The organism is Streptomyces sp. NPDC046876, assembly GCF_040645035.1.
Lineage (GTDB): Bacteria > Actinomycetota > Actinomycetes > Streptomycetales > Streptomycetaceae > Streptomyces.
The window spans coordinates 41,115-62,006 of the sequence record NZ_JBEYXK010000012.1; the positions used below are offsets into that span (position 1 = coordinate 41,115).

Consider the following 20,892-nt stretch of genomic DNA (forward strand, 5'->3'; position numbering starts at 1 on the left):
ATGCGCCCGTGCCGCATGTGCTCCCAGCCCCCCCATGGCCGCCGATGGTAGTGCTCATGAGGGGCCCGAGGTCAGTGCGGGGGTGCCGCGATCTTTCGGGGGTGCGTAATGTGGCGGAAACCACGGCTGGCGATACTGGGCACTCCGACCGCGCGCCCTCCCCGTGGGCAGTGGTGCACAGGCCGTCTGAACTGCGAGGATGAAGGCATGGACAAGCAGCAGGAATTCGTCCTCCGGACGCTCGAGGAGCGCGACATCCGCTTCGTGCGCCTGTGGTTCACCGACGTGCTGGGCTTCCTCAAGTCCGTCGCCGTCGCCCCCGCGGAGCTGGAGCAGGCCTTCGACGAGGGCATCGGCTTCGACGGCTCGGCCATCGAGGGCTTCGCGCGGGTCTACGAGTCCGACATGATCGCCAAGCCGGACCCGGGCACCTTCCAGATACTGCCCTGGCGCGCCGAGGCACCGGGGACCGCCCGCATGTTCTGCGACATCCTGATGCCGGACGGCTCCCCTTCCTACGCAGACCCCCGCTTCGTGCTCAAGCGCATCCTCGCGAAGACCTCCGACCTGGGCTTCACCTTCTACACCCACCCGGAGATCGAGTTCTTCCTGCTGAAGGACAAGCCGCTGGACGGCTCCCGTCCCAGCCCGGCGGACAACTCCGGCTACTTCGACCACACCCCGCAGAACGTCGGCATGGACTTCCGCCGCCAGGCGATCACCATGCTCGAATCCATGGGCATCTCGGTCGAGTTCAGCCACCACGAGGGCGCCCCCGGCCAGCAGGAGATCGACCTGCGCTACGCCGACGCGCTCTCCACGGCCGACAACATCATGACCTTCCGCCTGGTCATGAAGCAGGTCGCCCTCGAACAGGGCGTCCAGGCCACCTTCATGCCCAAGCCCTTCTCCGAGTACCCGGGCTCGGGCATGCACACCCACCTCTCCCTCTTCGAGGGCGACCGCAACGCGTTCTACGAGTCCGGCGCCGAATACCAGCTCTCCAAGGTCGGCCGCTCCTTCATCGCGGGCCTCCTGAAGCACGCGGCCGAAACCTCCGCGGTCACCAACCAGTGGGTCAACTCGTACAAGCGCATCTGGGGCGGCTCGGCCCGCACCGCCGGCTCCGGCGGCGAGGCCCCCTCGTACATCTGCTGGGGCCACAACAACCGCTCGGCCCTGATCCGCGTCCCGATGTACAAGCCGGGCAAGATGGGCTCGTCCCGCATCGAGGTCCGCTCGATCGACTCCGGCGCCAACCCCTACCTGACGTACGCCGTCCTCCTCGCGGCCGGCCTGAAGGGCATCGAGGAGGGCTACGAACTCCCGGCGGGCGCCGACGACGACGTGTGGGCCCTGTCCGACTCAGAGCGCCGCGCCATGGGCATCGAACCCCTCCCGCAGAACCTCGGCGAGGCCATCTCCCTGATGGAGCGCAGCGAACTGGTCGCCGAAACCCTCGGCGAGCACGTCTTCGACTTCTTCCTCCGCAACAAGAAGCAGGAGTGGGAGGAATACCGCTCGGAGGTCACGGCCTTCGAACTCCGCAAGAACCTCCCGGTCCTGTAACCGCAGGTCAGAGCGACTGCCAACCCCAAAGGCAACCCGGGCCGGCGGCTGTCAGCCGCCGGCCCGGAGTCGTTCCAGTCCGCGAGCCACTCGCGGATGTGCTCGGGCCGGAATGAATCGATCGGCCGCGTTCCAAGGTACGGGAACGCGTGCAGCCGAAGGTGGACGCCCACCGTCGTGCGGGTCGTCGGGTCCGTGGTCTGGGAGGCCAGCCACTTCTCGCCGTACTGCCGGAACGTGATCCGTCCGGCGGAGGGGTCGATGTACTGCCCCGGGACATGTCGGCCTCGATGGTGGAGAGCCACTTCTCCGCGAGCCGTTTCTGCTTGTCCGGGAAGCTCTTGGACTTCTCGGTGCCGTCGGGGCCGATGTAGCGGGCCCGTAACGCATGCCGATGCCGTAGCGGTCGGTCTTGACCCGGCGTTCCCTGCCGTCGGCGTCGGTCTCGGTCTTGTACCGGCAGTCCTGGACGTGGCCGGCCATGGGTGGCTGCGGTTCTTTTCGACGTACGGGAAAGTTCCGTGCCGCCCTACGAGGGGGACGGCACGGGCCGGTAAGGGACGGGTTAGGCGGCGTCGAGCTCGCTCTGCTGGGCGACCCAGGCCTGGACGGCGACGGGGTCGTAGCGGACGTGGCGGCCCACGCGGAATCCGGGCGGGCCGGTGCGCTGCTTGCGCCAGTGGTAGACGGTCTTCAGGGGGACGCCGAACAGCTCAGCGATGTCATCTGGGGTGCGGTAGCGGTCGGGGAGTCCGGCTCGCAGGGTGGTGGCGGCGGATGCCATGGGCGGCTGTCCTCTCGGGTGTGTCCGAGGTCGGGATTTCTGCGTCATCGCGTCATTCGCGTCACTCGGCCGTCTGACCTGCGGGTTTCAGTGAGCAGGGGTCTTCGGCCTGCGTCACTGGTGACGCGGGTGACGCGGAATGACGCAGACTTTGGCGTCTGCGTCACCGTCGTAGTGGCAGGTCAGGTACCGTTTCCGGCCGCCCGTGACACAGGTGACGCAGCGTTTCTCTCTTAGGGAAAACGGAGGGTGGTGTCTGTTGCTGTGCGCGCCCTTAGAGCGTGAAGAGAGAGCCGCTGCGCGGCACGTCCCTTGCAGCGGCGGCGAGGCCGCCGAAGAACAAGAGGAGCACGCCTCCCCGGGGCGGCGCCGTGCTCCTCTTGTTCGAGAAGTGGCAGGACATGTCGCGCGGTAGTCGGCACGTCGCTGTTCCAGCGGCTGATCGCTGCCACAGCCGCGCGCCGCAGGGACGAATCCTCAAGCAGGAGGGCGCCAACGTAGCCGTCCAGTGCCGCCGCCCCGAAGCCGGCGAACGCCCGCAATAGTCGACCCGGCGGCTCAACGCGCCCGGGTCGCGGCAGGCTGCCCCGCACCACCCGCCGCCGGTTGCATCGACGGGCGCTCCCCGCCGGGGAGCGCCACGGGCAGCCCGGGGTTAGCCGCCACCCGAGCCGGCCGAGGCCGAACCACCCGAGGTCCAGCGGGAGTTGGACTGCGGCCGATCGCGCGTGCTGCGCTCGGTGCGCAGCGCCACCACGACCCCAGCCGGGCCGAGCAGAGCCTTCAACGCGTCGGCGAGCCGCTGCGGGTCGCCGCCGAACGGGAGCTCGATCCGCTCCCGGGCGCCCCGCAGGACGAGTTCCAGCGCGAGCGTGGAGACGGCCGGCTTGTAGTCCCCCTGGTACGGCTCCACCACCTTGTGCGTCAGCCGCACCTCGCGCAGGGTCTCGACGGGCAGCCAGACATCCGGCCCGGTGGCCCGGACCAACCGCAGGGACGCGGGCACCCTGGCCGGCGCGAACTCCACCCGCAGGATGTCCTGGACCCGGGCAAAGACCAGCGCCAGCCAGCCGATCAGGTACTCCAGCCCGGCGATCACCCCCACCACCACGAACACGGTCGACGCCCGCGCCCCGGCCAGCGCCATCCCGAGGGCCACGACCAGGGTCAGCCCGCCCAAGGCGAGCGGAGTGAACAGCGCCGGCCCCATCGAGATCAGCGCGTTCCACACCGGCCCGGTCGGGCCGGCGCGCAGGACCAGATCCGTCGAGTCGGGGCCTTGTCTCAACACGGGATCGGTGGCCATGCCTCCAGCGTAGGACCGGTCCGCAAGAGCGCCTCGACCGTATCGGGCCGATAGAGCACGGCTTCTGACGGCCCGTAGGCATCAGCCGGCGGGCGCGGCGGGCTCCCAGCGCTCGAGCCACGGGTCGGGCCACTGCTCGGCGGCAGCCATCGGCGGCCCGTGCGGCGCGGCCTAGAACATCCCGGCCTGCTCGCTGGGCAACCGGAGCGGCGGGCGGGTCATCTCGATGTAGCGGGCGGTCTTGGTGCGGCCCCAGTCGACGATGCCCGGCCACGTGCGCGGCACCTCGACTTCACACCGTCGGGCTGGGTGTACAGCCCGCTGAGCGTCTACTCGGAGGATTTCGGCCTGGTCGTCGTCTCGGACGCCGAGGTCGGCATGTTCTGGAACTTCTCCGACTGACGTCCGGCCGGTACAACGAGCAACCCGGCGAGCTTCCCTGGCGCAGCGCTAGATGCCCGGGACCACTGCGCGGCGCCAAGTGGTTCGGGGGGGTTGGGTGGGGTCTGGGGTGGATGGGGGGGTGGTGGTTACGTGGAGTTCTGCGTCCAGGCCGAGGACGGCCGTGGTGGTGGCGCCTGCTTGTTCCAGGATGCCGGCCGGGGCGCCTGCGTAGAGCATCTTGGATTCCGTCCAGGCCGGGGGGCCGCCCAAGCCGGTGGTGCTGATCGTGCCCGTGTCCGCGCGGCCCGACAGGAGGCGGCCCGCGACGCCGACCGCGCCGTAGCCGGCCCGGCCGCCCGCCTCGGAGATGCTGGAGAGTTGGGGTTTGCCGCCGGGGCCGGCGGTGACCAGGGCCGTGCGGACCACGCCCGAGTCCGGGCGGCGGAAGTACAGGCGGATGCCCGCGCCCTCCGGGACCGCGGTGAGCGGGACCGTGGTGGCCGGCAGGTTCGTCGGGAAGGGGCCCTCCAGCGGGGCGCCGGACGCGGGCTGGATCCAGGCGACGGCCGTCTTCGTCGTGGTGGCGTATATGTGGCGGCGCCCGGCGGCATCGGTGGCCGTCACCGGGTCGCTCTGGAGGTCCTCGCCGCCCAGCCGCTGCCAGGGGCCGAAGGTGCCGTCGGGCTGCTGGAGGCGGGCGCGCAGGGTGCGGTGGGAGTCGCGTACGTACACGGTCAGGAGCCCGTCGGGTGAGATTGCCGCCGACGGGGTGCTGATTGCCGAGGTGCCGTCCTCGTCGGTCGTTTCCGGGGTGCCGAGCACCTGCCACGGGCCGAACGGGCCGTCGGGGGCGGACTGGACGGCGTACACCACCTCGCGCCGGTAGTCGGCGGGCGCGGGGCCGAGGGTGGTGCGGGTGGCCAGGACCGCGATGCGGCCGTCCGGGAAGCGGGCGGTGCTCGCGCCCGGGTCGATGCCGGTGCCGGGCAGCAGGGCGGGGCCGGTCCAGCGGTCCGGGTGGCCCTGGCGGGTCCAGACGGCCATCTGCCCGTCGAGGGCGGCGAAGGCCCACAGCCTGCCGGGGGTGCCGGAGGTCAGCCAGGAGGCGGTGTCGCCGCGGGCGTAGCGCAGGGACTGGGCCCAGTTGCGGCCGGTGGGGCTGCCGGCCACCTTGCGGTCGCCGCAGCCGGAGGGGCTGCCGCAGTAGTTCTCGTGGTCGAGCCAGGCGTACGTCTTGAGGTAGCCGATCTTCGTCTCGGCGGTCTGCGGGTCCAGGGCGTGGGGGAGGTTGCCGTTGTGGTAGCCGAGGTAGTTCTGCACCGCGAACCGCGGGCGGTCGGCGACCCGCTCGGCGTACGCGGCGGTGGCCGCCTGCACGAAGCGGGCGCCGTACATGTGGTCCTGGTGGTCGGTGTACTTGCCGGTGTCGTGGTAGCGGCCCGGGGTCGGGTCCTGCATGCGTATCGTCGTCGGCCGGTACCGTGCCAGGATCCCGGCTATCGCCTGTATGACCTGGTCCTTGGTGTACGTGGGCGGCTGCTTGACCGGGCTGCCGGAGGAGAGCTGGGCGCCGAGCGCGGGTATCTTCCCGTTCCACAGGCCGCGCAGGCTGTCCGGGTTCTCCGCCGTGGGGTTGCGGGCCTCGCGCAGCTGGAGCCAGACCAGGTGGACCTCGGGCCGGGCGACCAGCACGTCGAGCTCGGCGGACCCGCCGCCCTCCGTGGGTATGACGGAGCGCTTCCACGGGCTGGTGCGGTCGCCGGTGGCCATCTGGGCGTACGCGGAGCGGATGCCGTTCTGCCGGGCCTCCGCGTAGTGGGCGCGGTCGGCGGGCTGCTCGGGGTCGCGGGCGCCGGCGCCGTTGGCCTCGTTGCGGCCGTCGGCCTCGCCGGAGGTGAGGTAGACGGTGGTGAGCGAGGTGCCGGCCGCGAGGGTGCGGCTGAGGTCGGGGTTCATGAAGAACAGGTCGTCGTCGGGGTGGGCGACGACCTGGACGACGGTGCCGGACGTGACGCTCGCCGGGAGGACCGCGGCCGGGTTCCCGTCCTGGGTGGCCTCGGCCGCCGTCTGCTCGCCGGTGGCGACGGCGAGCACGCCGGTGGCTCCGACGGTGAGTACGGGCAGCAGGGCCGCGAGGAGGAAGCGGCGGCGGGCAATCGGCATCAGGTCACGCCTTGGGGTCGTTCCGGGCGGAAAAACCGCTGAGCAGTCAGTGAGAGGCCAAATCGGGGGACTTGGTTCACCGATTTCGTCGATGACTCGTGCTTTCCGAAAGAGACCGGATGTGATTGTGCCGTGTGGGGCTGCGAGCGACGGATGTGGGTCGGCATGTGGACGCCCGGCAGGGAACGATGTCCGGCCTGGCGTCCGGTCTGACGTCCGGTCTGACGTCCGGCCTGGCGTCCGGTCCGGCGTCGCGCCTAGCGTCCCGCGTTGCGCGGGCCCACCGGCTGCCACGGCGCCAGGTACGCGTCCCCCTCGTCCGTCGACGAGGTCACGTACAGCCGCGCGTCGAGCCCCACCACCGCCAGGCTGACCGTGTTCCGGCCGGTCATCGCCGCCGACGGCGCCCCGACGAACATCAGCCCCGACCGCTCCCACGCCCGGCCCTGCCCCAGGTCCGAGCCCAGCTGCCCGCCCGCCGAGCGGCCCGCCAGTACGTGCCCGCTCGCCGCGACCGCGCCGAAGCCCTGGAGGCCGCCCAGGTCGGTCAGGTTGTTCACCTTCGGCCCGCCGTCGCCGCCCGTCACCAGGGCCGTACGGACGTTGCCCGAGCCCGGCTTGCGGAACCACAGCCGCACCCCGCCCTCGCGGCCCTCCGCCGTGATCGGCAGCGTCGTGTCCGGCAGGCCGGTCGGCGCGGCCGGTCCCAGCGGGGCTCCGGGCTTGGGCTGCGCCCAGGCCGTGACCGTCTTCGTCGTCGCCGCGAACACCATGCGCCGCCCGGCCCCGTCGGTGGCGGTCGCCGGGGTGCCGTGCAGGTCGGTGCCGCCGTACCGCTCCCACGGGCCCCAGCCGCCGTCCGCGCCCGTGCCCGTGCCCGCGCCCGTGCCCGCGCCTTGGACCCGCCCGCGCAGGGTGCCCGCGCCGTCGCGCACGTACGCCGCGAGGCGGCCGGTGCCGTCGGCCGAGACGGCGGGGGCGCTGATGTCGGAGGTCCAGGTGTCGTCCGCCGCCTCCGGGGTGCCCAGGGACTGCCAGTCCCCGAACTCCTTCGCGCCCGGCGCCTTCTGGACCGCGTACACGACCTCGCGCCGGTAGTCCGCGGGGCGCGCGCCGAAGGACGTACGGGTGCCGAAGGCGGCGATCCGGCCGTCGGGGAGGGCGACGGTGGAGATACCGGGGTCCATGCCGGTGCCGGGGAGCAGGTCGGGGCCGCTCCACGGGCCGATCGGGCCGGCGCGGTGCCACAGGGCGACCTGGCCGTCGAGCACCTTGAAGGCCCACAGGCCGTGGTCCTTGTCGGAGGCCAGCCAGGAGGTGCCGGTGCCGCGGGCGTAGTTGATGGAGGAGGTCCAGTTGTTGCCGGCGGGGTGGTCGGCGACCTTCAGGTCGCCGCAGCCGGCGCCGCTGCCGCAGTGGTTCTGCTTGTCGCGCCAGGCGTAGATCTCCATGATGTCCAGCTTCCGCTTGGCCTCGTCCGGGTCCAGGGCGCTGGGCAGGGAGCCGTTGAAGTAGCCGACGTAGTTCTGCACGGCGAAGTGCGGGCGGTCCTTGACGTCCTTGGCGTACGCCGCGAGGGCGGCCTGCACGAAGCGGGCGCCGTAGAAGTGGTCCTGGTGGTCGGTGTACCGCTTGGTGTCGGGGAAGCGGCCCGGAGTCGGGTCCTGCGCCCGGACGGTGGTCGGCTTGTACTGCTCCAGGACGCCGACCAGGGTCCGGACGACCTGGTCCTTGGAGTACGAGAACCGCTGCTTGACCGGGCTGCCGGAGGCGAGGGCCGACTCCAGCCGGGCCGTACGCTCGTTCCACAGGCCGCGCAGGCTGTCGGGCACGTCGTCGTAGACGTTGCCCGCCTCGCGCATCTGGAGCCAGACGAGGTTGACCTCGGGCTTGGCGACGAGGACGTCGACCTCGGCCTGGCCGCCGCCCCGGGTGGGGACCGTGGTGCGCTTCCAGGCGCTGGTGCGGTCGCCGGTGGCCATGGCGGCGTAGGCGGCGCGGATGCCGTTCTGGCGGGCCTCGGCGTAGGCGGGCTTGTTGGCCGGGGTGGAGGCCTGCTTGGCCTCGCCCGCGTTGATGCCGTCGGCTTCGCCGGAGGTGAGGTACACGGTGGTGACGGGGTGGCCGGCGGCTATGGAGTACCGCAGGTCCGGGTTCATGAAGTACAGGTCGTCGTCCGGGTGGGCGACGATCTGCAGCACGCGTCCGGGGTCGGGCGCCTCGGCCGGACCGGCGGGCCCGGCCAACGCCGGCTTGGCGGGGGGTTCGGGGCGGGCGGAGAGGCCGCCGAGCGCCTCGTTGCCGCGGAGGACGAGCATGCTGCCGGCGGCCACGGCCGCGACGAACCCCACGGCCTTGACGAGCCGCCGCCCGACCCGGCCGCCGCCCGCCCGGCCGCCGCCGGGGGCCCGGCGCGCGGCGCGCGGGGCTGCCTCGACGCCGTCGCCCTGGCCCCGGCGCGCACCGTCCGGTGCCTCGCCCGCGTCACCACGGGCCCGGCGCGCGGCTCGGCGGCCGACCCGGCGGTCGGCTGCGGACTCCGCTTCGGCCGTACGGGAGTCGGTGCGGGCGCGCCGCCGCGGGGCTGCGGCCTCGGCTGCGCCGGTCAGGTCGGCTGTGGCGGTGTCGGCCGTACCCGTACGGGCGCGGCGGGCCGCGGCGCGGCCGGAGCCGGGCCGGTCGGCCGGGGCGGATGCCGGGTCGGCTGCGCCGGGGTGGCCGGTGTCGGCGTAGCCGGGGTCGTACGGTGCGCCGCCGACGGGGGCGCCGGCCCAGGGCTCCTCGTCGTACGCGGCCGGGGCCGGGCCGGTTGCGGGCATGCCGGGGCCCGGCGGCCAGGCAGCAGCCTCCCGAGGCTGCGCTGCACCGGCAGGTTCGTGGAACTCGGACGGGTGGCCCTGCCATGCGGCTTCGGTGAAGTCGTTGGCGGGCTGCGGGGACTCCGGGTGTGCGCGGCCCGCGAACCGGTCGTCCGGCCACGCGCCGCCTCCCACGGCCTCCCCACCCGCGGACGCGGTCGGCTGCTGCGCATGCGGCGGCATGCCCGCGCCGCCGGGGCCGGAGTGCCCGTACCCCGAGGGGCCGCCCGGAAGGGGCGCGGCAAGGCCGGGCAGCCCACCCGGCCCGGGGTGCCCGGTGGGATCCGGGTGCAAGTCGGGGTAGGGGTCCGGGGCGTGGGGCGGGTACCCCGCGTCGGGGTGGCCGTACACCGACGGGGCCGACTGCTGCGCATGCGGCGGCGCGCCCGGCCCGGGCTGCCCCGTCGCGGGCGGGTACGCGTGCGGGGCCGGGTGCAAGTCGGGGTAGGGGTCCGGGGCGTGGGGCGGGTGCCCCGCGTCGGGGTGGCCGTACACCGACGGGGCCGACTGCTGCGCATGCGGCGGCGCGCCCGGCCCGGGCTGCCCCGGCGCGACCGGAGCCGGAGACTGGTAGGGGCCTTGGTCCGGGCCGGGTTGGGGGTACCCCGCGTCGGGGTGCCCGTGCCACCCCGCGGCCGGCGGATCGGCATGCCAGGGCCCAGTGCCGGGGTGTCCGTCGGGCATGTGGGTCCTCGTGGCCGGGTCGGCAGGGCAGGCGGGTGCAGGCAAGCAGGCAGGGCAGGGCAGGCAGGGCAGGGCAGGCAGGGCAGGCGCAGCCCCCGGTGTCGGAGGCGGCCGAAGGGGTCAGTCTTCGGGAATGCGAGTAGATAATCCGACAATCCGCCTCATGGTACGTGCAGCAACACGCCGTGAGTCGAACGCCTGCTCCGGCTAGGCTCGCCCCAGGTACACGAGGGAACGTGCCGCCGCAGGCGGTGACACCGGCACCCGCCACACGCGGCACCGGCCACCCACGGCACGGCCACGCGCAGTACCGGCCGCACGCAATACCGGCCACACTGGCAACACCGGCAACAGCGGCAGCGCACACGGCAGCGCACACGGCAGACGTACGTACGCAGGAGGCGGCGGGTGACCACCCCGGGACGCAGGAGCAGTACCTTCATCAGGCTGCTGCGCAGCGGCTTCACCGACCCCTCGGCCGCCGCCCGGCTGCTCGACTCCGGCGCGCTGGCCGGCATCCGCACCGATCCCACCCTCCTCGACGCCCTCGGCGCCACCGCCGACCCCGACCTCGCCCTCCGCGGCCTGGTCCGCCTCGCCGAGGCCCAGTCCGCCGAGGAGCGCCCCGTCCTCCTCGACACCCTCGTCAGCGCCAAACCCCTGCGCGACCGCCTCCTCGGCGTGCTCGGCGCCTCCGAGGCCCTCGCCGACCACCTCGCCCGCCATCCCCGCGACTGGCACGCCCTCGTCACCTACGAGGCCGCCGACCTGCACCCCGGCCTCGCCGAGTTCGAGCAGGGCCTCTCCCAGGCCCACGATCCCGTCGCGCTGCGCGTCGCCTACCGCCGCTGCCTGCTCTCCATCGCCGCCCGCGACGTCTGCGGCACCATCGACGTCGCCCAGACCGCCGCCGAGCTCGCCGACCTCGCCACCGCCACCCTGCGCGCCGCCCTGCGCATCGCGAGCGCCGCCGCCCCCGAGGACGCGGCGCAGTGCCGCCTCGCCGTCATCGCCATGGGCAAGTGCGGCGGCAACGAACTGAATTACGTCTCCGACGTCGACGTCATCTTCGTCGGGGACGCGGCAAACGGCGCCGACGAGTCCAAGGCCCTGCAGGCCGCCACCCGCCTCGCCTCCCACCTCATGCGGATCTGCTCCGAGACCACCGTCGAGGGCACCATCTGGCCCGTCGACGCCAACCTCCGCCCCGAGGGCCGCAACGGCCCCCTGGTCCGCACCCTCGCCTCCCATCTCGCGTACTACCAACGCTGGGCGAAGACCTGGGAGTTCCAGGCCCTGCTCAAGGCCCGCGCCGTGGCCGGCGATCCCGAGCTCGGCGCCCAGTACATCGACGCCATAACTCCCCTCGTGTGGCAGGCCGCCGAGCGCGAGAACTTCGTCGCCGACGTCCAGCAGATGCGCCGCCGCGTCGTCGACAACATCCCCGCCTCCCAGGTCGACCGCGAGCTCAAGCTCGGCCCCGGCGGCCTGCGCGACGTCGAGTTCGCCGTGCAGCTGCTCCAGCTCGTCCACGGCCGCAGCGACCCCGCCCTGCACTCCGGCACCACCCTCGACGCCCTGCACGCCCTCGCCGCCGGCGGCTACGTCGGGCGCGCCGACGCCGCCCAGCTCAACGACGCGTACCGCTTCCTGCGCGCCATGGAGCACCGCATCCAGCTCTACCGGCTCCGGCGCACCCACCTCGTCCCCGAGGACGAGGCCGACCTGCGCCGCCTGGGCCGCTCCCTCGGCCTGCGCACCGAGCCCGTCGCCGAGCTCAACAAGGCCTGGCGCCGCCACGCCACCGTGGTCCGCCGCCTCCACGAGAAGCTCTTCTACCGGCCGCTCCTCGACGCCGTCGCCCAGCTCGCCCCCGGCGAGACGCGGCTCTCCCCGCAGGCCGCCGGCCAGCGCCTGGAAGCCCTCGGGTACGCCGACCCGGCCTCCGCCCTGCGCCACCTCGAGGCCCTCGCCTCCGGCGTCACCCGCAAGGCCGCCATCCAGCGCACCCTCCTGCCCGTGATGCTGGGCTGGTTCGCCGACTCCGCCGACCCGGACGCCGGCCTGCTGAACTTCCGCAAGGTCTCCGACGCCCTCGGCAAGACCCCCTGGTACCTGCGGCTCCTGCGCGACGAGGGCGCCGCCGCCGAGAACCTGGCCCGCGTCCTGTCCGCGGGCCGCCTCGCCCCCGACCTGCTGATGCGCGCCCCCGAGGCCGTCGCCCTCCTCGGCGACCCCGAGGGCCTGCAGTCCCGTACGCACGAGGCCCTCGAACAGGAGGTGCTGGCCGCCGTCGGCCGCGCCGACAGCGCCGAGGCCGCGGTCGCCGCCGCCCGAGGGGTCCGTCGGCGCGAGCTCTTCCGCACCGCCGCGGCCGACATCATCGCCTCGTACGGTACGGAGGACAGCCCCGCCGAGGAGGACCGCGGCGCCCTCGTCGACCGCGTCGGCAACGCCGTCTCCGACCTGACCGCCGCCACGATCGCCGGCGCCCTGCGCGCCGCCGTCGGCGCCGAGTGGGGCGAGACCCTGCCCACCCGCTTCGCCGTCATCGGCGTCGGCCGCTTCGGCGGGCACGAGCTCGGCTACGGCTCCGACGCCGACGTCCTGTTCGTCCACGAGCCCCGCGAGGGCGTCGACGAGCAGGAGGCCGCGAAGGCCGCCCAAGCCGTCATCGCCGAGATGCGCCGCCTGCTCCAGCTCCCCACCGCCGACCCGCCGCTGCTCATCGACGCCGACCTGCGCCCCGAGGGCCGCTCCGGCCCCCTGGTGCGCACCCTGCCCTCGTACGCCGCCTACTACCGCCGCTGGTCCCTGACCTGGGAGAGCCAGGCCCTGCTGCGCGCCGAACCCGTCGCCGGCGACCCGGAGCTGGGCCGCCGCTTCATCGAGCTGATCGACCCCCTGCGCTACCCCGCCGAGGGCCTCGGCGACGACGCCGTCCGCGAGATCCGCCGCCTGAAGGCGCGCATGGAGTCGGAGCGCCTCCCGCGGGGCGCCGACCCGACCCTGCACACCAAGCTGGGCCGCGGCGGACTCAGCGACGTCGAGTGGACGGTCCAGCTGATCCAGATGCGCCACGCCTGGGCCGAGCCGGGCCTGCGCACCACCCGTACCCGCGAGGCCCTGGCCGCGGCCCGCGCGGCCGGCCTGATCCCCACCGAGGAGGCCCAGGTCCTCGACGAGGCCTGGGTCCTGGCGACCCGGGTCCGCAACGCGGTCATGCTGGTTCGCGGCCGCGCCGGCGACACCTTCCCCTCGGAGGCCCGCGAACTGGCCGCCGTCGGCCGCTACCTCGGCTACGCGGAGGGCACCGTCGGCGAGCTCCTGGACGACTACCGCCGCACCACCCGCCGGGCCCGGGCCGTCGTCGACGACCTCTTCTACGCCGGCTAGGAGCGTGTCCCGGTCATCGACGCCGGGCCTGCTCCGGACGATCGCTCCACTCGTCCGGAGCGCGACGTCGTATTACCGCCAGCGTCGGCGTCCCGCTCACGAGAGAGTCAGCGGCGGTTCGTGTTCTCCCTGATCGCGGACCTGTCCGTCTGACCCTCCGCGAAAGGCACCTCGCATGCACGTCGTCCCCGGGCTCAAGGTCCTGTACTTCGGAACTCCGGTGGTGCTGATCAGCACACTCAACGACGACGGGACGGCGAACCTCGCGCCGATGTCCTCGGCATGGTGGCTCGGCCGGTCCTGCATGCTCGGTCTCGGCAACAACGCCCAGACCACCGCGAACCTGCTTCGGGAAGGCGAGTGCGTGCTCAACCTGCCCTCGTCCGCGATGGTCGATGCCGTCGACCGGATCGCGCTCACCACCGGAAAGCCGGCCGTGCCGGACTACAAGGCGAAGCAGGGCTACCGGTACGAGCCGGACAAGTTCTCCACCGCGCAGCTGACCGAGCAGGCATCGGACCTGGTCCGGGCCCCCAGGGTTGCGGAATGCCCGGTCCAGCTGGAATGCAGGGTCGTCTCGGCCCGTCCTTTCGGCGGTCCCGAACCGCACGCCACCGCCCTCGAGGTCGAGGTCCTTCGCGCTCATGTCGAGGAAGACCTGGTCATCCCGGGGACGCACCACGTGGACCCGCTCGGCTGGGACCCGCTGATCATGAAGTTCTGCGAGTTCTTCGGCGGCGGGCGCAACGTGCACCCGTCGAGACTCGCCGAGGGCTGGGACATGCCGCACCAGCTCCGGTCGACGACCGTCTGAGCGGGCATCCGGCGGCGGACCGAACCCCGCCGGAAGTCAGCTGCGGGTGACCACGCCGCAGCCTTCGGGGTCCTGGCGGCTGATGTCCTTGCTGCGGTCGTACGGGTCCGTCGGCGGGCCGCTCGGGGCCTCTCCCGCGGGCCGGGCGTCGCTGGGGAAGGACGGGTGCAGGAAGCCGTCGTAGACGCCGCACGCCGAGTTGCCTATGTCGTTCGGGTAGTCGACCACCGCCAGGGTGCCCGCGGTCACCGTGTACCGCTGCGGGTCGTCCAGGGCCACGGTGAGCTGGCGGCGGACCACGGTGCGGGCGACCTCGTCCGACCCCGCCTTCGCCCGCACCAGCGGGTACACGAAGGTGTAGTCGGCCTTGACCAGCACCTCACCTGGCCGCTGCCCGGCCTCGAAGGTCATCCGCCCGCGCGTCTTGACGACGCTGCCCACCAGCCGGACCTCCGCCGGGTTGAAGCGGCTGAACATCCATACGGGGTCCTGGTCCTTGCCGGGCGCGTCCAGGCCCTTCACCAGCAACCCGTGCACGCTCTCCTGCCGCGGTTCCAGCAGCTTCACCGCCGCGTCGGGCCGGCCGCCGCCCACCGTGGCGGGGTCCAGGTTGGACAGCACCAGCAGCTGCTTGGTCCGCTTCAGCCCCTCCGCGACCTGCTCGGCCGTGAGCCCGCCGACGGCCTTCGCCTCGGGCAGCTCGATCGCGGCCTCCCCCTCGGCCCACTGGACGGCGGGGGAGCCCCGGAACGGCTCCTTCAGCGTGGGGCGGTCGGGGTACTGCCCGGTCGGCGGCGCCGTCGGGCGTGCCGACTCCGCCGCCAGCGGCTGCCGGCTCTTCGCGTCCTGGTCGGCCTTGCCCGTCAGCCGGTCGATGAGCAGCGACGGCTTCAGCACCACGAGGGCCAGCCCGGCGATCAGCAGGATCGCGAGCGCCGGCTTGAGGCGACCACGGCCACGCCTGCTCTCCTGCCAGGCCGGCCCCGTCCGCCAGCCGGGCGGCTCGTTGCGCACGGGCTCGGCCTTCCGCCGGAACCACTTCCCGCGGCGCCCGGCGGCCGCGGCCCGCTCGGCATCCTCCTGCCGCAGCCGCTCGGTCACCATCCGCGCCCGCGCGGACGGCTCCTTGGGCCCCTGCCCGGGCTCCTCCGCGGCCCGCCGCACGAACTCGGCCCACTCCTCGTCACTGACGGACGGCCGCTCGCCACTCGCTCCCACTGCTCTTGCCCCACCCTTGTCTGTCATGATCACGCGCCCCCTCAGCATCGCACGGCATGCTGACAGCCGGCCGGTTCAGGCGGCCTCGGGTGCAGAGCAGGCAGAGCAGTCGCCGGGGGTGGGGGAGCGGAAGGCCACGCGGTCGCAGGTCCGGCAGGTCTGGATCGGGTGAACCTCGCGGTCCCGGCCGTACGGGCCCGGGGGCGCCGGCTGGTCAGGGAGGCGGGGCGGGATCAACTCGCGCAGGCGGTGCGCCAGCAGGGCGTACGGGGAGTGGATCGGGGTGAGGGGCAAGCCGCCGGTCAGGGTGGCGGTCACCGCTGCCGGGCGCAGACCGCGCTCCAGCCAGGCCGTTACGGCCGGGGCCAGGCGGGCCACGTCCCGCTCGGAGAGCACCAGCCGGGGATCCCGCAGCCGCAGCCGGGCCAGCAGCGACCTCGCCTCCGCGTCCACTTCGGGAGTGGGTGCTGCGGTCGGCTCCGGTAGCGGGTCCGGTGTGGGTGCGGGCGCCGGTACGGGCTCCGGGTCGGGGCGCGGCTTCGGCCTCGGCGGCTCCGGTGGCGGCTCGTCGCCGTCGGCCTCCGCCTTCAGGGCGGGCGGGTTGTTGTACGACACCGTGCACGTGACGACGCGGCCCGAGGGCAGCCGCTCCTGGAAGCGGGCCAGGTAGCCGTGTTCCTCCAGCTCGCGCAGGGCGGCGGCGATGCGGACCTCGCCCTCCGGGAACCGTTCGGCCAGGGCCTTGATGGTCACCTTCGCTCCGGCTGGGAGCGACTGGATGTGCGTGGCCAGCCCGATCGCGGTGATGCTCAACTCGCGGTGCTGGGCGAGGTGATTGCCGATCTTGACGTACCGCGAACGGTGCTCGCGGTTGATGTGCCGGATGCCGGACGAGACGCGCGCGGGCGCGCTAAGCTGCTGGTCAGCCATGAGGAAGGGTCTTGCTTCCGTGTGGTGAGGCCCTCGCTCGGGATGCCAGTCCCGGCCGAGGGCCGATTGCGTTTTTGGGGTTGTTGAGCTGAGGGTGCCGTCTGAATCGGCATTCGCGCCAGTCCTGTTGGGCGCTTTCACCCGACCGAGTGAGAGGGGGAGGGGGGAGGTTGGGTAAGGTCATTTCCCCCAGTCATTTATTAGTAGGCGTCGTGCGCCACCGGTGACCGCTCCACCGGGTCGTGAAAACCTCGATCCGGTGAAAGGGGAATCGGTAGATCCATTTCAGCCCACACCGTTTTGAGGGGTACCGGGCCGTGATCCATGCCCCAGCGGGCGGCGAGGGCGGAAACCAGGAGCAGCCCCCGCCCCGACTCCGTGTCGTGGTCGGGCGCTTGGGTCATTGGCACCGCCTCCGCGCGCGTGTCCGACACCTCGATACGGAGCGTAGGGCCGGGTCGGATACCCAAACGCAGTCGGAAGCCGCGGCCCGGCACCCTCCCGTGCGTCACCGCGTTCGCGGCCAGCTCGGCGACTACCTGTGCCGCGTCCTCGAACGGAAGGCGCTGTTCCGCCAGTTGGGACACCGTGAGGGCGCGTGCGGCTCGAGCGCCGCGCGGGGTCGCCGGGAGGGTGGCGACGAGGGAGATTTCCTGATTCACGTGACTCAGCGTGGCCGTCCGTGCGTAACCTGAACAGATCTGAGGCCGCTGTGTACAGCGGCTGTCCAGGACTGTCCCGTCCTGTCCCACCGGTCCAGTGGAGGTGGAAGTGAACACAGACGGCGCCGACGAGTCGAGCTGGGAACTCGACCCGGAGGACGAATCCGCGGCGGTAATCGCCGCGGTGGGACGCCAGTTGAAAATGTGGCGCGAGGCGGCCGGCCTCGACCCCGCCCAGTTCGGGAAACGGATGGGATACGGGGCGAACCTGATCTACAAGATCGAACGCGGCGCCCGCATTCCCCGCCCAGAGTTTTTGGACAAGGCGGACCAGGTGTTGGGGGCGGGTGGGAAAATTGCCGCGATGAAGACGGACGTCGAAAAGGCCCGCTACCCCAAGAAGGTTCGGGATCTGGCCGAGTTGGAGTCGAAGGCGGTTGAGCTCGGCGCCTACGGGAACCACAACCTGCACGGACTGCTCCAGACCGAGGAGTACATGCGGGCGCTGTACGAGATGCGGCGTCCGGCCTTGTCCCCCGATGTGATGGAGCGGTACGTGGCCGCTCGCATGGCGCGGCAGCAGGTGTTCCACCGGCTGCCTTCGCCCGCACTGACCTTCGTCCTGGAGCAAGTCACGCTGGAGCGGAGGATCGGCGGGCGGGGCGTGCTGCGCAGGCAGCTGGAGCATCTGCTGGAGGTCGGCCGCCTGCGGAATGTCGAGATGCAGGTCATGCCGACCGACTCCGAGGACCACGCCGGGATGGGCGGTCAGATCCAGGTACTGAAGTTGAAGGATGGTTCGACGGTCGGCTATGTCGAAGCGCAGCTGATGAGTCGCCTGCTCACTGATCCCAAGGACATCCAGATCCTCGAACTCCGCTATGGGATCATCCGTTCACAGGCTCTCAATCCCCGAGAGTCGAGAGCCTTCATCGAGAAAGTGCTGGGAGAGACATGAGCATCAAGCCCTCGGGCGGCGACCTTTCCGCACTGACGTGGGTCAAGAGCAGCTACAGCGCCAGTGACAGCAACGACTGCGTTGAGGTTGCCTGGACCAAGAGCAGCTACAGCGCCAGCAACAGCAACGACTGCATCGAGGTCGCCCAGCTGCCCGGCACGGTGCTGGTCCGGGACTCCAAGGTCGCCGATGGGGACCGCCTCGCGCTGACCGCCGCCGCCTGGGCCGGCTTCGTTCGGTACGCCGCCGGCTGACGGCTCATTCCGACGGGAGTTCCTCCGGGCCGACCTGGGCGACGAGGCGGACCTTGATCTCGAACGCCGCCAGCTCGGGTTCGGCCCCCACCTCACGGAACAGCCGCGGCGCCGGCGCGCCGCCCGGGGCCGCGCGTACCGCGTCCAGGGCGGCCCGGTCCCGCCACAGCGTCTGGATCCGCCAGAGGCCGTCCGGCCCGCCCAGCAACTCCGTCCGCACCAGCCCATCAGGCAGCGGGCGGGCCAGGAGCTCGCGGTAACCGGCGACGAGGTCGGCCTCCCGCTCGGCCGCGACAACGCCGCTGACCTCGCTCAGCACCTGTCCGGTCATGCCAACCCCTCCTTCCGCTTCCACGCTACGCGCCAGTCCCCGGGACCGCCTGCGTGCGAGGCCACCTCGAGCTGATATCGGCTCGCCAGGGGGCGGCGGGCGCTGGTTGGATGCCGGGATGAGCGCTGTACTGCCCGAGGGCTACGAGATCTCCGCCGACCCCGCCCGGCTCGACGTCGTACGGATCCACCGGTGGCTGTCCGAGGACGCGTACTGGGCCCTCGGGCGCAGTCGGCAGAAGCAGGAGGAGGCCATTGCCGGGTCGCTGAACTTCGGGGTGTACGAGCAGGTGTCGGGGGCGCAGGTCGCCTACGCCCGGGTCGTCACCGACCGGGCCACCTTCGCGTGGCTCTGCGACGTCTACGTGGACCCCGGGGTCCGCGGCAAGGGGCTCGGCGGGGCGCTCGTCGCCGCGGTGAAGGAGCACCTGGAGCCGTACGGGCTGCGCCGGATCCTGCTCGCCACCGCCGACGCCCACGAGGTCTACGCCCGGGCCGGCTTCGAGCCGCTGGCCGTGCCGGGGAAGTGGATGGCCTTCGGACAGGAGTGAAAAGCGAACGCTAGGCGCGCGTGCGGAAGCGGTTCAGCATGGCCGCGGTCGCCGGGTGGGGGCCCGTGGCCAGCGGGTGGCGCGGGAGCCGGTGCGGCAGGGAGCCGTACCAGGCGCGGCTGACGCTGTAGCCGAAGGCCAGGCACAGCATGCCGCCGGCGGCGTCCAGCCAGAAGTGGTTGGCGGTGGAGACGATGACGACCAGCGTGGCCGTCGGGTAGAGCAGGCCCAGGATCCGCGCCCACGGGGCCCGGGCCACCGCATACATGGTCAGGCCGCACCAGAGCGACCACCCTATGTGCATCGAGGGCATGGCGGCGTACTGGTTCGACATGTGCTTGAGGTTGCCCGAGGCCATCGAGCCCCAGGTGTGGTGGACGAGCACGGTGTCGACGAAGCCCCCGCCGTTCATCAGCCGCGGCGGCGCGAGTGGGAAGAGGTAGTAGCCGACCAGCGCCACGCCCGTGGTGGCGAAGAGGACGAGTCGGGCGGCGGCGTACCGCCCCGGATGGAAGCGGTAGATCCAGGCCAGGACGCCGAGGGTGACCACGAAGTGGAGCGTGGCGTAGTAGTAGTTCATTCCGACGATCAGCCACGTCACCGAGTTCACGGCGTGGTTGACGGTCTTCTCGACGGCGATGCCGAGGCCGTGCTCCAGGCCCCACAGCCAGTCGGCGTTCGCGAGCGCCGCCGCCTTCTGCTCGGGCACGGCGTTGCGGATGAGCGAGTACGTCCAGTAGCTGACGCCGATGAGCAGGACCTCGAACCAGATCCGCGGACGGCGCGGGGCCCGCAGGCGGGTGAGCAGGGCGGCCCGGGCCTCCGGACGGGACTCGCCGTCGATCACAACGGGTGACGAGACGTCCGTCCGGGTTTCCAGTGTCTTCACGCTCGCTTCACCCATGGGAAAAGAGTCTGCCAGATGGCTTCCTGCCTTCGATCATCCCTCGGGACGGTCTTGGCTGCAGCCGCTCAGCCTTGCGGACGAGCCGGTCCCCGACGCTGCCCGGGGCCGGACGCGGTGGACCCGCGGACGACCAGCTCGGGCAGGAAGACGAACTCGCTGTGCGGGGCCGGGGTGCCGCCGATCTCCTCCAGCAGCGTACGGACCGCGGCCTGGCCCATGGCCTGCACGGGCTGGCGGATCGTGGTCAGCGGCGGGTCGGTGAACGCTATCAGCGGGGAGTCGTCGAAGCCCACGACCGAGACGTCCTGCGGCACCCGCAGCCCCCGCTGGCGGGCGGCCCGGATCGCGCCGAGCGCCATCATGTCGCTGGCGCACACGATCGCCGTGCAGCCGCGCTCGATCAGGGCTGCACCGGCCGCCTGCCCGCCCTCGAGCGTGTACAGGGAGTGCTGGACGAGTTCCTCGACCGCGGCCTCGTCGAGGCCGAGCCGCTCCTTCATCCCGAGCCGGAAGCCCTCGATCTTGCGCAGCACCGGCACGAACCGCTTCGGGCCGACGGCGAGCCCGATGCGGGTGTGGCCGAGGGCGGCGAGGTGGGTCACGGCGAGCTGCATGGCCGCACGGTCGTCGGGGGAGACGAACGGGGCCTGCACCTTGTCGGAGAAGCCGTTGATGAGGACGTACGGGACGCCCTGCGCCCGCAGTTGGTCATAGCGGCCCATATCGGCCGTCGTGTCGGCGTGCAGGCCGGAGACGAAGATGATCCCGGAGACCCCGCGGTCGACGAGCATCTCGGTCAGCTCGTCCTCGGTGGACCCGCCCGGGGTCTGCGTGGCCAGTACGGGCGTGTACCCCTGGCGCGTCAGCGCCTGGCCGATGACCTGGGCGAGCGCCGGGAAGATGGGATTGTCGAGCTCGGGGGTTATCAGCCCGACCAGGCCCGCGCTGCGCTGGCGAAGCTTCACGGGCCGCTCGTAGCCGAGGACGTCGAGCGCGGCCAGCACGGATTCGCGGGTGCCTGCGGCCACGCCGGGCTTGCCGTTGAGCACGCGGCTGACTGTGGCTTCGCTGACCCCCGCCTGGGCTGCGATGTCGGCAAGCCGTGCGGTCACGGGATTGGACTG

General features: G+C 72.5%; 16 protein-coding genes and 1 pseudogene. 6 read left to right on the top strand and 11 right to left on the bottom strand.

Annotated elements, in window-relative coordinates:
- Positions 1-207 precede the first annotated feature (207 nt).
- Positions 208-1,569, top strand: coding sequence for a type I glutamate--ammonia ligase (gene glnA, locus ABZ924_RS10095; protein WP_361906525.1), 1,362 nt, complete (start codon positions 208-210; stop codon positions 1,567-1,569).
- A 77-nt stretch (positions 1,570-1,646) separates the two neighbouring features.
- Here glnA and ABZ924_RS10100 read toward each other — a convergent pair.
- The 5 genes and pseudogenes from ABZ924_RS10100 to ABZ924_RS10120 form a co-directional block, all read right to left on the bottom strand.
- Positions 1,647-2,052, bottom strand: a pseudogene (locus tag ABZ924_RS10100) (site-specific integrase); the annotation flags it as partial.
- A gap of 82 nt (positions 2,053-2,134) precedes the next feature.
- A complete protein-coding gene (locus ABZ924_RS10105; protein WP_361906527.1) occupies positions 2,135-2,353 on the bottom strand; it encodes a helix-turn-helix domain-containing protein in 219 nt (72 codons plus the stop codon).
- A gap of 655 nt (positions 2,354-3,008) precedes the next feature.
- Positions 3,009-3,659: a hypothetical protein gene (locus ABZ924_RS10110; protein ID WP_361906528.1), complete on the bottom strand. Its 651-nt coding sequence runs from the start codon at positions 3,657-3,659 to the stop codon at positions 3,009-3,011.
- A 450-nt stretch (positions 3,660-4,109) separates the two neighbouring features.
- Positions 4,110-6,206 (bottom strand): PIG-L family deacetylase, encoded by a 2,097-nt coding sequence (locus ABZ924_RS10115; RefSeq protein WP_361906530.1) that lies wholly within the window; start codon positions 6,204-6,206, stop codon positions 4,110-4,112.
- Positions 6,207-6,463: 257 nt separating this feature from the next.
- Complete coding sequence (locus ABZ924_RS10120) at positions 6,464-9,748, bottom strand: PIG-L family deacetylase (RefSeq protein ID WP_361906531.1); 3,285 nt, start codon at positions 9,746-9,748, stop codon at positions 6,464-6,466.
- Positions 9,749-10,156: 408 nt separating this feature from the next.
- Between ABZ924_RS10120 and ABZ924_RS10125 the strand changes: the two genes are divergently transcribed.
- A complete protein-coding gene (locus ABZ924_RS10125) occupies positions 10,157-13,144 on the top strand; it encodes a bifunctional [glutamine synthetase] adenylyltransferase/[glutamine synthetase]-adenylyl-L-tyrosine phosphorylase (protein ID WP_361906533.1) in 2,988 nt (995 codons plus the stop codon).
- A gap of 175 nt (positions 13,145-13,319) precedes the next feature.
- Positions 13,320-13,958 (top strand): flavin reductase family protein, encoded by a 639-nt coding sequence (locus tag ABZ924_RS10130; RefSeq protein ID WP_361906535.1) that lies wholly within the window; start codon positions 13,320-13,322, stop codon positions 13,956-13,958.
- Positions 13,959-13,994: 36 nt separating this feature from the next.
- Here ABZ924_RS10130 and ABZ924_RS10135 read toward each other — a convergent pair whose 3' ends face one another.
- The 3 genes from ABZ924_RS10135 to ABZ924_RS10145 all read right to left on the bottom strand — a co-directional run bounded on the left by ABZ924_RS10135 (position 13,995) and on the right by ABZ924_RS10145 (position 16,768).
- Positions 13,995-15,203 (bottom strand): hypothetical protein, encoded by a 1,209-nt coding sequence (locus ABZ924_RS10135; protein WP_361906537.1) that lies wholly within the window; start codon positions 15,201-15,203, stop codon positions 13,995-13,997.
- Between the two features lie 48 nt (positions 15,204-15,251).
- Positions 15,252-16,106, bottom strand: coding sequence for a helix-turn-helix domain-containing protein (locus tag ABZ924_RS10140; RefSeq protein ID WP_361906539.1), 855 nt, complete (start codon positions 16,104-16,106; stop codon positions 15,252-15,254).
- Between the two features lie 200 nt (positions 16,107-16,306).
- The gene (locus tag ABZ924_RS10145; RefSeq protein ID WP_361906541.1) at positions 16,307-16,768 is read right to left on the bottom strand and encodes an ATP-binding protein; all 462 of its coding nucleotides are present in this window, start codon (positions 16,766-16,768) and stop codon (positions 16,307-16,309) included.
- 109 nt (positions 16,769-16,877) lie between these two features.
- On the opposite strand from ABZ924_RS10145, the gene ABZ924_RS10150 reads away from it, so the two are divergent.
- Positions 16,878-17,726: a helix-turn-helix transcriptional regulator gene (locus ABZ924_RS10150; RefSeq protein ID WP_361906542.1), complete on the top strand. Its 849-nt coding sequence runs from the start codon at positions 16,878-16,880 to the stop codon at positions 17,724-17,726.
- Positions 17,723-17,980, top strand: a complete 258-nt coding sequence (locus ABZ924_RS10155; protein WP_361906544.1) for a DUF397 domain-containing protein — start codon at positions 17,723-17,725, stop codon at positions 17,978-17,980. Before ABZ924_RS10150 ends, ABZ924_RS10155 begins: the two co-directional genes overlap by 4 nt.
- Before the next feature lie 4 nt (positions 17,981-17,984).
- On the opposite strand, the gene ABZ924_RS10160 is transcribed toward ABZ924_RS10155, so the two are convergent.
- The gene (locus tag ABZ924_RS10160; RefSeq protein ID WP_361906546.1) at positions 17,985-18,311 is read right to left on the bottom strand and encodes a hypothetical protein; all 327 of its coding nucleotides are present in this window, start codon (positions 18,309-18,311) and stop codon (positions 17,985-17,987) included.
- 118 nt (positions 18,312-18,429) lie between these two features.
- Between ABZ924_RS10160 and ABZ924_RS10165 the strand changes: the two genes are divergently transcribed.
- Positions 18,430-18,861: a GNAT family N-acetyltransferase gene (locus ABZ924_RS10165; protein ID WP_361906548.1), complete on the top strand. Its 432-nt coding sequence runs from the start codon at positions 18,430-18,432 to the stop codon at positions 18,859-18,861.
- A gap of 10 nt (positions 18,862-18,871) precedes the next feature.
- Here the strand turns inward: ABZ924_RS10165 and ABZ924_RS10170 are convergent, their stop codons facing one another.
- Both ABZ924_RS10170 and ABZ924_RS10175 read right to left on the bottom strand, forming a co-directional pair.
- On the bottom strand, positions 18,872-19,765 hold the full coding sequence (locus tag ABZ924_RS10170) for a phosphatase PAP2 family protein (protein ID WP_361906550.1): 894 nt from the start codon (positions 19,763-19,765) through the stop codon (positions 18,872-18,874).
- Positions 19,766-19,833: 68 nt separating this feature from the next.
- Positions 19,834-20,880: a LacI family DNA-binding transcriptional regulator gene (locus tag ABZ924_RS10175; protein ID WP_361906551.1), complete on the bottom strand. Its 1,047-nt coding sequence runs from the start codon at positions 20,878-20,880 to the stop codon at positions 19,834-19,836.
- Positions 20,881-20,892: the final 12 nt, after the last annotated feature.